Raw genomic sequence first — 12456 nt, 5'->3', positions numbered from 1 at the left:
AGACGTACGCGGACGACGATGTCAGCGTGACGGGAAAGACCCGTCCGCTGACATCGATCGACTATTCACTACAGGTGACGTGCACCGAAGCGGTACCCGGCAACCCGTCTCAGTTGGACGGCGAACCGAACCCGCTGCCGTTGGCGGTGTTGGAGAACCCGCTGCCGCCCTTGTCCGACGACAACGCATCGGCGCGGGAATTGTCGGCAGGTGCGGCGCTGCCGCGCTGGTCGAGTTCCTCGAGCTGGCTCTGCAGGAACGTTTTCAGTCGGGTGCGGTACTCACGTTCGAACGTCTTGAGCTGTTCGATACGACCCTCGAGGACACCACGCTGCTGGTTGATGGTCCCCATGATCTCGGTGTGCTTGCGCTCGGCATCGCTCTGCAGGGCATCGGCACGTTCCTGGGCTTCGCGGATCTGGGTGTCCGCGCGAGTCTGCGCATCGGCCAGGATCGCCTCCGAGCGCTGACGCGCATCGGTGAGCATGGCCTCGGACTTCTCCCGGGCCTCGGTCACCATCGTGTCGGCACGCTGACGAGCATCGGTGAGCAGCGACTCGGATTCGGTGCGCGCGTTGGTGGTCAGCTTGTCGGCCGTCTCCTGTGCCAGGCTCAGAACCTTGGCGGCGCGCAGGTGATGATCCTCGGACGTGACCGCGCTGACGGCCGGGGCCTCGGCGGTCGTGCTCGACGAGTCGTCCTTGGCGGCGGTGGCCGTGGCGAACGCCTGGGTGGCTTCCCCACCACCCTCGGTGCCCGCCTTCGCCTCACCGGCGCCCGCGGAGCCACCGCTGCGCGCCTGGTCGAGATCACCCTCGAGGTCGTCGACCTTCTGCTTGAGTTCGGTGTTCTCTTCGATCAGGCGAGCGAGTTCAGCCTCGACGAAGTCGAGGAACTGATCAACTTCGTCTTCGTTGTAACCGCGTTTCCCGATCGGCGGTTTGCTGAACGCGACGTTGTGCACATCAGCTGGTGTCAGCCGCATTGTCGGTTCCCTTCAGCGTTGTGTCGAGCGTGTGGGGTCATATCGTCACATGCTGCGGTTGCAGCAAGCGAACTCGAACAGCCACGTGTGCGCACTATCCGGGTTCACTGTAACTGGCGTTTCATCCTGTCACACCAGAACCGTTCGTCGCATCCCCGGAGTACCACCCACATCGGACTGTTTGCTGATCTGTATCACCGTGGACTACCGATCGGCGTGTGAACGATGGTACAGCGACGATTCAGCACGGCACCGCAACGGGTTATCCGCGTCTTGTCCGCGTCGCGGGTCAGCCCGGCGCGACGATCTGCATGAGGATCAGCACCACGATCATGGTGATCATCAGCGACAGATCCAGACGAACCGACCCCAGCGGTATGGGCGGCAGGATCCTGCGCAGGAGTTTGATGGGCGGATCGGTGAGGGTGAAGACGACCTCGATCACCACGACCGCGAATCCGGTCGGTCGCCACTCACGCGCGAATGCACGGACCAGCTCGATGACGAGGCGCCCCAGCAGGAGAAGCCAGTAGATGAACAGGAGGTAGTAGATCACCTCACGCAGGACGGTCACGCCTCAACTCTGCCTGAATCGCCGGTGTTGGTGAAAACGTCGACGTCGCGCGCGCTCATGCGTGGTTGTAGAAGCCGTTCTCCGCGATCTTGCGGCGATCGTCGGCAGAGACGTCGATCCCCGCCGGCGAGAGCAGGAAGACCTTGGTGGCGACCTTGTCGAACGAGCCGCGCAGCGCGAACGCCAGCCCGGCAGCGAAATCGACGAGACGCTTGGCGTCGTCGTTGCTCATCTCGACGAGATCCATGATCACCGGGTTGCCGTCGCGGAACTGCTCGCCGATCGTGCGCGCCTCGCTGTAGTCGCTGGGACGCAGCTTGGTGATCTTGGCCAACGGGTTGCCCTCTCCGAAGATGTGGTCGAGCTCCTCGCCGTGGGGCGCCGACGTGCGCGCCGAGGGACGGGCACCGCGAGGCGCCAGCGGCTCCAGACGCGGCTCCGGGCGCGACGGCACGTACCGCTCCCGAACAGGGCCGGCGTAGGTGTATTCCGGTGCCGCAGCACGCTCACAGGAACCTGCGGAGGCACGCTCGTATCCGCCGGCAGGTGCGTAGTCGTCCTCGTAGTCGCCGTAGTACTCGTCGCGGTAGCCGGCACGCTCATAGGCACCGCCACGTTCACGCGGCTCGGCCGCGTAGGGGTCGGAGTCGTAGCCGTCGCGGGCGTAGGCCTCGGGTCGCGAGCGCGGAGCCGACGCATCCTCGAGGTAGTCGTCCTCGTACTCGCCGGGCGGAACCATCCCGAAGTAGGCCTTGAACTTCTGCATCGTCGTCATCGCGTGTGACCTTCCCTCGCCGCAGACTTCCCAGCTGACCCGTGTTACGAATGAGTTTCGTGTTCTCTGTGTGACAGGTGTTGTCAACTGTTACGGCGAGCGTATAGGCCGTGAACCCATGATCGCCGTACCGACACGCACACATGTCGAACCGTGTCTCACCGCCGCTTCGAGGTCTCCGGACATGCCGGCCGAGAACACCGTCGCACCCGGATGATCGGCGAGGAATCGCTCGCGCACCTGTGCGGCGTTCGCCATCGCCTCGTCGGCGTCGACCCTCAGCGGCGCGATCACCATCAGTCCGCGCAGGGCCAACGCATCAGCCTCGTCGACCGCGTCGGCCAGCGATGGCAGATCCTCGATCAGCGCACCACCGCGGGAGATGTCGCCGTCGAGGCTCACCTGGAGGAGAACATCCAGAACGGCTGAGCGCGCGCCGCTGTCGAGCGCGCTCGCGGCAGCCGTGTCCAGCGCGTCGGCGAGGCGGGCACTGTCCACCGAATGCACTCGTCGCGCCCACTGGGCCACCGACTTGGCCTTGTTGCGCTGCAGTGTGCCGATCATGTCGAACACCGGCGCCGTGTCGGTGACACCACCGGTCGGGCTGTCGGTGTCGGGGTTGTCGAGATGGAGGGCCGCACGCACCGCGGCGACCTTGCGACCGGCCTCCGGTTCGCGGGACTCCCCGAAGGCATGCGCACCGAGTCCGATCAGACGTGAGACATCGTCGGCCGGAAAGAACTTCGTGACCACGAGCAGTTCGACCTCAGCCGGGTCGCGGTCGGCATCACGACAGGCGCGTTCGAGACGGGCGTGTGCGGCGGCGAGGTTGTCACGCAGCTGCACTGTGCGCGCGTCGCCGGGGCCGGGCGCAGCCGAATCCCGGTGGGGCACCTCATCTCCGGTCATCACGACTCCGGGGTGGTGTCACGCCAGATGACCGACGCCAGCCTTCCGGTCGGTGCACCGCGTCGGTGGCTGAACAGATCGGTGTCGGTGATCGTGTCGCGGGGGTCCACCGCGACGGCCGCCACTCCGGCATCGAGAAGCTGCCTGCGTATCCCCGCGCGCAGATCGAGTCCGGTGGTGCCCTTGGCAGTCCGGCAGGCGCTGCCCGGCAGATGTGCTTCCACGTCGGCCTGCATCTGCGGGGGCACTTCGTAGCTCTCCCCCGCCGCGGCGGGGCCGAGGAGCGCACCGATACGCGAGATGTCGGCACCCTGGGCGACCATCACCTCGAGCGTCGCCGGGATGATCCCGATCCGCGCACCCACGCGCCCGGCATGCACCGCGGCGATGACCCCGGCCTCGTCGTCGGACAGCAGCACCGGCACGCAATCGGCGGTGAGAACCGCCAGCGCCAGATCGGGCTGGGACGTGACCACCGCATCGGTGGCCTCGAGCGGATGATCGACCGGTCCGTCGACCACCGCGACGTTGCGGCTGTGGATCTGTTCCATCCACACCATCCGCGAGGGGTCGACGCCGATACCTTCGGCGAGTCGGATTCGGTTGCGCCGCACCGTATCCGGATCATCACCGACATGGTCGCCGAGGTTGAACTCGGCATAGGGCGCAGACGAGTGACCGCCGTGTCGGTCGGTGACGACACGGCGGACCCGGGATTGCGGAGCAGTCATGAGAACTGTCGTCACCGCTTCATGAACGGCGGGATGTCGATGTCGTCGTCGAGGGTGACCGGGTTGCGACGCGGCGCGACGACCTTCGACTCGTCGGGGGCGAACGGGTCGCCGTTCACCGCTGCCTCGGTACCCGCGAACACGTCCTGTCGCGTGTTCGACTTCACCTCACCGGCGCGCCCGTCGGCAATCGCGCCGCGGCCCACCTTCGCCTCGGTACGCAGTCGCGCCGGTGCGCCGCTCTCGAAACCGGCGGCGATCACCGTCACTCGCACCTCGTCACCGAGATTGTCGTCGATCACCGTGCCGAAGATGATGTTGGCGTCTTCGTGTGCGGCTTCCTGAACGCGCTCGGCAGCCTTGGACACCTCGAAGAGCCCGAGGTCGCTGCCGCCGGCGATCGACAGCAGCACACCCTTCGCGCCGTCCATGGACGCCTCGAGCAGCGGCGAGTTGATCGCGGCCTCGGCGGCCTTCTCCGCGCGAGAGTCCCCACGCGCGGAACCGATCCCCATCAGCGCACTGCCCGCGTCACTCATGACGCCCTTGACGTCGGCGAAGTCGACGTTGATCAGACCCGGCGTGGTGATCAGGTCGGTGATGCCCTGCACGCCGTTGAGCAGCACCTCGTCGGCACTGCGGAAGGCATCCATAAGTGAGACCTGCGCGTCGCCGAGCTGCAGCAGACGGTCGTTCGGGATGACGATCAAGGTGTCGCATGCCTCGCGCAACCCGGCGATGCCGGCCTCGGCCTGCGTGCCGCGTCGCTTGCCCTCGAACGAGAACGGACGGGTCACCACGCCCACGGTCAGCGCACCGAGTTTGCGCGCGATCGAGGCCACGACCGGTGCACCTCCGGTGCCGGTACCGCCGCCCTCACCGGCGGTGACGAACACCATGTCCGCACCCTTGAGGAGCTCCTCGATGTCATCCTTGGCATCCTCGGCGGCACGACGTCCCACCTCGGGATCGGCGCCGGCGCCGAGACCGCGGGTGGAATCCCCGCCGACATCGAGCTTGACGTCGGCGTCGGAGAGGATCAGGGCCTGCGCATCGGTGTTGATCGCGATGAACTCGACACCCTTGAGGCCCTGCTCGATCATCCGGTTGACGGCATTCACGCCGCCGCCGCCGATGCCGACGACCTTGATGACGGCCAGGTAGTTGTGCGGTGGCGTCATGCGCTCGCCTTCCTAGTAGCGATAGTCCGCGGTTGCGGCTCAGTGGGAAGTTTCCGGTCGCAACGAAACCCTCAACCTAAACCTAAGGCTTAGAGTTATGTCAAGTGGCCGTGTGCTGGAGACGACGGTATGCACCCGGTGCGCCTACGGCCAGCAACCGTCACGGCGTGTCGCGGGATCGATGCCAGGGATCTGGTGTGGCGCGCCGTCGGTCGGCGACACGCCGACCGGATCGGCGGACCGAGGGGTCGCTCGCCTCAGCTGACGGCCGGGTTGTCCGGACTGCTCACGTTGTACTCGCTGCCGTCCTGGCCCAGCAGGTAGTGCAGCGTGGTCGCCTTCTGCGCGGTGCGATCGGCATCGCCCCAGTCGACCGTGCGGTTGCCGTCGAGACGGAGCACCACGTTGACGGGCGAGTCCGTCGTGACCGTGAGGACGTGATCGCGGATCTCGGCGGGCAACCCCGCGATCACCGTGACCGCAGCTCGGGTGGCGGCATCCGAGGGGCCGGGATGCCCGGTCGCCAACACCGGCACCTTGGCGTCACCGGCGACCGGCGGGAAGAGGAAACCGCTGTCGTCGACCATCTTCCGGTCGGCGCCGGAGCCATAGGAGACCACCGGCACACGTTCGGTGACCGAGATGTCCAGCGACGAGGGGTACGACCGTGACACGCGGGCCTGCTTGATCCGCGGTATCACCGAGATGCGGCGCGCGGCGGCCATCGTGTCGACCTGCAGCAGCGGGGTGCCCTGGGAGATGGCTGCCGCCGAACGGATCTCGTCGGCGCTGACCGTGCGCGCGCCGGTCACCTCGACCGACCGCACCGACATCAGCGGGCTGAGATAGGCGACGGCGATCAGACCGATGACCACCACGATCGAGCCGACGGTCCACGCGAGCCTGCGCATCCCGTGCACCGGAGTACGCGGGGCGCGACGGCGGCTGCGGTTACGGCCGGTGCGCGCGCTGACCTCCTCGACATCAACGCTGTCGTCGGGATCTCGATCCAGACCGGCATCGAGAACGTCGGGGTCCCTGCGGTTGCGGGGGTTCGTCGAGGTTCCGGTCATCACGCGTTCAGCCATCCCCATCACCTTCCGGTTCTGCGGCGTCGGACATGTTGACATCCCTGCGCGAGGTGGCGCCGGGCCCGAGGTCGCGCAGTGCCTCGATGATCTCCGGCCCCTGCATCGTGATGTCGCCGGCGCCGAGGGTGAGGATCAGATCGCCACGCCGCGCGATCGCCGCCACCTCACGCGGCAGCCGCGACACGTCGGGTTCGAAGCGCACCGGCCTGGTCACCCGGTCGGCGATCGTGCGACCGCTGACCCCGGCGATCGGATCTTCGCGTGCGCCATACACATCGAGCACCACCACCTGATCGGCGAGGTCGAGTGCGGAGGCGAATTCGGGGGCGAACGTCTCGGTCCGCGAATACAGGTGCGGCTGGAAGACCGCGATGATGCGGCCGCCGGCGGCGTCGACGATGTGCCGGGCCGCGGTGAGTACCGCCCGCAACTCACTCGGATGATGCGCGTAGTCGTCGAAGACCGCGACACCGTTGATCTCACCGCGCAGTTGGAAACGCCGGTGGACACCGGTGAACGACTCGAGACCGTCGAGCACCTCGTTGAGCGACCCACCGACGCAGACCGCACCGAGCGCCGCGCCCATCGAGTTGAGTGCCATGTGCTCGCCCGGCAGAGCCTGGATCACCGTGCGCTCCACCATGTCCCCGTGCGCGTCGAACTGGTCGGCAGATCCCGGCAGCGACAGCGATGACGAGGGCGAGAGGGACGACGACGGCGACGGCGACGGCGGGCCCGTCTCAGCGCGCGTCTCGGGGGCGATGGTCGCAGCGACCTCTGGTCGCACGGCGAATCGCATCACCGACACACCACCTGTCGCGCGGACCTGCCAGTCCACGAGCACCGCGACATGCGACACCGACGGCGCCTGCGCGGCATACGCACCGCGGCCGTATCCCAGTACCGACACTCCCCGATCGGCCAGTCGCGCCGCACTGCGCTCACCGAGCGCCGCCGACCCGGGGTCGTCGAGGCAGACCACCAGCGCCCCGCCGGGCCGGATGCGGTCGACGAACTGGTCGAACACCGCGACGTAGGCCTCGACAGTGCCGAAGAAGTCGAGATGGTCGGATTCGATGTTGGTCACGACCGCGACGTCCGCGCCGTATTCGAGTAGTGAACCGTCACTCTCGTCTGCCTCGGCGACAAAGATCGCACCCGTACCGTGATGGGCGTTGGTACCCGATTCGTTGAGTTCACCACCGACGGCGAACGACGGGTCCAGGCCGCAATGCTGCAGTGCCACAACCGACATCGAGGTGGTGGAGGTCTTGCCGTGTGTTCCCGCGATGAGCAGAGTGCGATGCCCGCTCATGAGTTCGGCCAGCAGGGTCGGACGCATGATCACCGGGATGCCACGCTCACGCGCGGCCACCAGTTCGGGGTTGTTCGCCGGTATCGCCGCCTGCGTGGAGACCACCACCGTAGGACCGCCCGGTAGCTGGTCGAGGGCCTCGGGCGAATGACCCACCCGGATCGAGGCGCCACGGGTGCGCAGTGCGACCACACCGCGACTCTCCTTGGCATCTGAACCCGACACCTGCGCACCGCGCGACAACAGGATCCGGGCCAGACCAGACATCCCGGCACCGCCGATCCCCACCATGTGCACGCGGGCCAGCGATCCGGGCAGTGCCACCGACTGGCCCGAGATCGGAGTTCTCCCCTGACCGGCTGCGGCCACGTCGCCCGTCACCGGTGAGCCTTCCGAAAACGCTTGTGACGCGCGGTGTCCCGGTGGTGCCGCCGACCGAGCTCGAGGCCCACCGCGGCAACCGCGTCGGCGGCGTCACGGTGACCGAAGGATCGCGCGACCTCACCCATCACCGAGAGGCGTTCGGCATCGGTGAGCAGCGGCGGCACGTTCGCGGTGATCCAGTCGGCGGTGAGATCGGCATCGTCGACGAGGAGACCGCCGCCGGCGTCGACGATCGGTGCGGCGTTGAGCCGCTGCTCGCCGTTGCCGTGTGGCAGCGGCACATACACCGCAGGCAGTCCGGCCGAGGACACCTCGGCGACCGTCATCGCACCCGACCGGCAGATCACCAGATCGGCTGCGGCATAGGCCAGATCCATCCGGTTGAGGTAGGCGACGGCCACATAGGGCGGGGCGTCGGCAGGTGTGTCCGGGCTGACCGAGTTCTTGGCGCCATGCGCGTGCAGCACCCCGATCCCGGCATCCCCCAACGCTTTCGACGCGCCCTCGAGCGCACTGTTGAGTCGCTGTGCACCCTGCGAGCCGCCGAAGACGAGCACGGTGGGTGCCTCGGGGTCGAGTCCGAAGTAGTTGCGCGCCTGCGCGCGCAGCGCTGCGCGATCGAGATGGGCCAGGCTCGCGCGCACCGGCATCCCGACCTTGGTGGCGTCGAGCCCCGATCCGTCGACGGCGGCCAGCACGCGGTCGGCCATCCGCGCGCCCACCTTGTTCGCGATCCCGGCACTCGCGTTGGCCTCGTGGATCACCACCGGGACGCGTCCGCGCAGGCGTAGCTTCGCGGCGGCATAGGCGGGCAGGGAGACGTAGCCGCCGAAGCCGATCACGACATCGGCGTCGACCTTGTCGAGCACCTGCCGCGTGCGCCGGATCGAACTGACCAGCCGCATCGGGACCTTGAACAGATCGGGGGTGAGCTTGCGCGGCAGCGGGACCGGCGGGATCAGCTCGAGGTCGTATCCGCGGTCGGGCACGAGTGTGGTCTCCAGACCGCGTCGGGTGCCCAGCGCCGTGATCCGCGCGTCGGGTGCGGCGAGTCGTATCGCGTCGGCGACGGCGAGTGCGGGTTCGATGTGTCCGGCGGTCCCGCCCCCGGCGACGACCACCGAGACGGTGTCTGCGCTCACCGGCGATACCCCCGCGACCGCGGAGCGGGTGCGTTCGAGCGGGTGGGCGCCGACCGGCGGGCCGACGAACGCGGGGCGCCGGCGGAACCGCCGGGCCGCGGGGCGCGCCAGGAGGACGGGTGTGGGGCGGAGACGTTCACCGCAGCAGTGTTCCATGCCCCGTCACCGGGCTTCCACGCGGAACCGCGACCGCGAGCAGCGGGTGACGTACGGCGGCGGTCGCCACTGCGAGTGGGCGGCACGGCACGCTGATCGTCGCGCTGCGACAGGCGCCGACGAAGCGCGTCGACCCGCGAGGGCGCGAACGGGACCGGCGGCGACAGTCGCAGCAGACGACCCACCCGGCCCTCACCGCCGACGGTCAGTGCCACCACGGCCTCGGGCTCGTGGCGTGCGGCGCTGGCCAGCAATCCCAGCATCACCAGCATCGTCAGCGTCGAGGTGCCGCCCGCGGACAGCAGCGGCAGCTGGATGCCCGTGACGGGAAGCAGACCCACCACGTAGCCGATGTTGATCAGCGCCTGGGCCGTGATCAGGACGGTGATGGTCGATGTCATGAGCTGCAGGAAGGGGTCGACCGACCGGCGCGAGATGCGGAAGCCGACGTAGGCGAGCAATCCGAAGAGCGCGACCACGATCAGACCGCCGATCAGGCCGAGCTCCTCACCGATGATCGCGAAGATGAAGTCGTTGTGCGCGTTGGGCAGGTAGTTCCACTTCGCCCGGCTCTGACCGAGTCCCACACCCCAGAAACCGCCGTTGGCCAGGGCATAACGCGCCTGGCGCGCCTGATAGCCGGCGCCCTGCGGATCGTCGACGTTACCCAGAAAGCTCATCACGCGCTGGCTGCGATAGCCGGCGACCATGGCCAGGATCACCGCGGCGATGACGGCCGCGATCACGAAGCTGACGAACACCCGCAGCGGCAGACCGGCGAACCACAGCAGGGCGCCGACGATGATCGCCACGGTGATGGTGGTCGACAGGTTCGGCTCGAGGATGATCAGCAGGCAGATCAGAGCTGACACCGGCAGCAGCGGGAGCAGCAGTTCCTTGAGCGAGGCGTCGAGTCGGCGCCGTGAGGCCAGCAGATGTGCGCCCCAGACACACAACGCCAGCTTCGCCAGCTCCGAAGGCTGCACTGACAGTCCGGCGACCACGAACCAGCGACGGGCACCCTGCGAGAGGGTGCCGATGCCGGGCACCAGCACCAGCATCAGCAAGATCGTGGCCAGCGTCATCGCAGGCCCGGCGAAGCGACGCAGGAAGCGCACGGGCAGGCGCAGCGCGACGTAGAACAAGATGGCGCCGAGCGCGGCGAAGACCACCTGCTGGGTGAACTTGCCGTAGGCCGAGCCGTCCTCGGCATAGCCTTCCACCGACGACGCCGACAGCACCATCACCAGTCCGATGACGGTCAGCAGCACCGCGAGCGTGACGATCAGGTGATACGAGGCCAGCGGACGTCCCAGCACGCCGTCGCGGACGCGGGTGATCGCCCCGCCGATCGACTGTCCGACCACAGACAGGATCGACTCATGCGAGCGGCGACCGCCCCTGCGCGCCGCTGACCCACTCTCGCCTCGGGTACCACCGGAGCGTCCGGTCGATCCCGCCTCGGCGAGGTCGTCGGTCTCGTCGACCCCGTCATCGTTCGCCGCCAGTGTGTCCGTGTCGGTGTCGGTGTCCGCCACTCCTGACGCCGCCGCCCCTGAGATCGTCGCCACCGTCAGGACCGCCGTTCGTGCAGTGCCGCGGCGGCGCGGGCGAAGGAGTCGCCGCGGTGGCCGTATCCGGAGAACATGTCCAGTGATGCCGCCGCCGGCGCAAGCAGCACCACGGGGTTCTCGCCGTCGAGTCGGGCCAGCCGATCGGCCGCGGTGACCGCGGCCGCCATCACCGCATCCGGTGACGATTCCGGGGGTGTTGCGACGTCGATGCTCACTCGGGTGACGGCGGCCGCATCGGTCGCCGACGGATGATCCTGCGCGGACGAAACGATCACCCGGCCATCGTCCCCTGTGAACACTGTGACTGTTGGGACTTCTGGGGCGTGTCGCGCAAGAGCGTCGAGGATCTCCTGACGATCGACGCCGAGCACCACCGCTGCGGCCACCCGGTCGCGCGTGCTCACGATCAGCTCATCGACGGCCGCACCCTTGAGCTGTCCGCCCGCGACCAGCACGCTGCGCGGATGCGCGAGAATCGAGGCCAGTGCCGCATGCGGATTCGTGGCCTTGGAGTCGTCCAGGAACGACACCCCGTCGACGACCGCGACCACCTGGCCACGGTGAGCGCCCGGGTGAAAGCCCGCCAGACCCGCCTCAACGGCCGACGCCGACGCTCCGGCGGCACGCGCGAGCGCGGCTGCCGCGAGCGCATCGTGCAAGCCGGGTGGACCGGCCGGCCGGATCTTCTCGGTGGCCACCAACGGCACCGGCTCGCCACCGTCATCGAAGGCACGATCGACGATCACACCATCGATCACGCCGATCTCACCGTCGCGTGGTCGGTCGCTGCACAGTCGGACGACAGTGGGTGCCGGCGACGCCGCGGCGAGCGCGGCGGCCGCCTCGTCGTCGGCGCCGATGATCGCGACGTCACCGGTCAGCGCGCGCGCCTTTGCCGCGGTGTACCCGGCCATCGTCTGATGCCAGTCGAGGTGGTCTTCGGCGATGTTGAGCACCACCCCCGCGGCCGGTCGCACCGAGGGCGCCCAGTACAGCTGGAAGGACGACGCCTCGACGGCCAGCACCTCCACCCGCGGTTCCCGACGCAGTGCGTCGAGCGGCGGCAGCCCGATGTTCCCGCAGGCGACGGTCTCGGCCACCTGCGACATGATCGCCTCGGTCATCGACGTGGTGGTGGTCTTCCCGTTGGTCCCGGTGATCACCAGCCAGGTGCGCGGTGGCCCGAGTACACCGGCCCGGTCGATACGCCAGGCGAGTTCGACCTCACCCCACACCGGCACACCGGCCTGCGCCGCAGCGCGCAGCAGCGGATGCGTCGGGCGCAGTCCCGGCGACGTGATGACGAGGTCGACACCGGATGTCCAGTCCGCGGTCGCGCTCAGTTCGGCGGTGCCCAGCGTCGCGATCCCCTGCTCGGCGACCGCACGCGCCGTTGCCTCGCGGTCCTCCACCACCCGGACGTGGCCGCCGATGTCACGAAAGAACCTCGCCGCCGACAACCCGGCGACCCCCCCGCCGAAAACCACTGTCCGCGACGCCGCGAGCGCGCCGGAGGTCAGCGCCTCGTCGGTCAGCGCCGCCCCGGTGAGCGCGGTGGTGTCGGGATCGGCGAGGTCGTCTGGTCGCGGATCGGTCATGCTGTTCCCCTGTCTGGGCGCCGGCCGAAGCGATCGCATGC

11 protein-coding genes are annotated in these 12456 nt (G+C 68.4%); all 11 read right to left on the bottom strand.

Annotation, left to right across the window (positions count from 1 at the left end; all coding sequences use genetic code 11):
* Nucleotides 1–109 precede the first annotated feature (109 nt).
* The 11 genes from wag31 to murD all read right to left on the bottom strand — a co-directional run bounded on the left by wag31 (nt 110) and on the right by murD (nt 12415).
* Complete coding sequence (gene wag31, locus IEW22_RS02145) at nt 110–985, bottom strand: DivIVA-like cell division protein Wag31 (protein ID WP_188584932.1); 876 nt, start codon at nt 983–985, stop codon at nt 110–112.
* A 289-nt stretch (nt 986–1274) separates the two neighbouring features.
* Nucleotides 1275–1559, bottom strand: a complete 285-nt coding sequence (locus tag IEW22_RS02140; RefSeq protein WP_188584931.1) for a YggT family protein — start codon at nt 1557–1559, stop codon at nt 1275–1277.
* 55 nt (nt 1560–1614) lie between these two features.
* The gene (locus IEW22_RS02135; RefSeq protein WP_188584930.1) at nt 1615–2334 is read right to left on the bottom strand and encodes a cell division protein SepF; all 720 of its coding nucleotides are present in this window, start codon (nt 2332–2334) and stop codon (nt 1615–1617) included.
* A gap of 90 nt (nt 2335–2424) precedes the next feature.
* Entirely contained in the window at nt 2425–3243 is an 819-nt protein-coding gene (locus tag IEW22_RS02130; RefSeq protein WP_188584929.1) for a YggS family pyridoxal phosphate enzyme, read from the bottom strand.
* Nucleotides 3243–3974 (bottom strand): peptidoglycan editing factor PgeF, encoded by a 732-nt coding sequence (gene pgeF / locus IEW22_RS02125; protein WP_188584928.1) that lies wholly within the window; start codon nt 3972–3974, stop codon nt 3243–3245. Before pgeF ends, IEW22_RS02130 begins: the two co-directional genes overlap by 1 nt.
* Before the next feature lie 11 nt (nt 3975–3985).
* Complete coding sequence (ftsZ, locus tag IEW22_RS02120; protein WP_188584927.1) at nt 3986–5155, bottom strand: cell division protein FtsZ; 1170 nt, start codon at nt 5153–5155, stop codon at nt 3986–3988.
* Between the two features lie 257 nt (nt 5156–5412).
* Nucleotides 5413–6243 carry a cell division protein FtsQ/DivIB gene (locus tag IEW22_RS02115; RefSeq protein ID WP_229742093.1) on the bottom strand — a complete coding sequence of 277 codons (831 nt, stop codon included), beginning with the start codon at nt 6241–6243 and terminating at the stop codon, nt 5413–5415.
* Nucleotides 6236–7942 carry a UDP-N-acetylmuramate--L-alanine ligase gene (locus tag IEW22_RS02110; protein ID WP_407066590.1) on the bottom strand — a complete coding sequence of 569 codons (1707 nt, stop codon included), beginning with the start codon at nt 7940–7942 and terminating at the stop codon, nt 6236–6238. Before IEW22_RS02110 ends, IEW22_RS02115 begins: the two co-directional genes overlap by 8 nt.
* On the bottom strand, nt 7939–9066 hold the full coding sequence (gene murG, locus IEW22_RS02105; RefSeq protein ID WP_229742115.1) for an undecaprenyldiphospho-muramoylpentapeptide beta-N-acetylglucosaminyltransferase: 1128 nt from the start codon (nt 9064–9066) through the stop codon (nt 7939–7941). Before murG ends, IEW22_RS02110 begins: the two co-directional genes overlap by 4 nt.
* Nucleotides 9067–9083: 17 nt before the next feature.
* Nucleotides 9084–10820 (bottom strand): putative lipid II flippase FtsW, encoded by a 1737-nt coding sequence (gene ftsW, locus IEW22_RS02100; protein WP_373284122.1) that lies wholly within the window; start codon nt 10818–10820, stop codon nt 9084–9086.
* Nucleotides 10817–12415: a UDP-N-acetylmuramoyl-L-alanine--D-glutamate ligase gene (gene murD / locus IEW22_RS02095; RefSeq protein WP_188584925.1), complete on the bottom strand. Its 1599-nt coding sequence runs from the start codon at nt 12413–12415 to the stop codon at nt 10817–10819. The genes ftsW and murD overlap by 4 nt, the downstream gene beginning before the upstream one ends.
* Nucleotides 12416–12456: the final 41 nt, after the last annotated feature.

Origin of the sequence: Gordonia jinhuaensis, assembly GCF_014639795.1 — a bacterium.
Classification (GTDB): Bacteria; Actinomycetota; Actinomycetes; order Mycobacteriales; family Mycobacteriaceae; genus Gordonia_B; species Gordonia_B jinhuaensis.
This window is presented reverse-complemented; position numbering and strand designations above follow the sequence as displayed.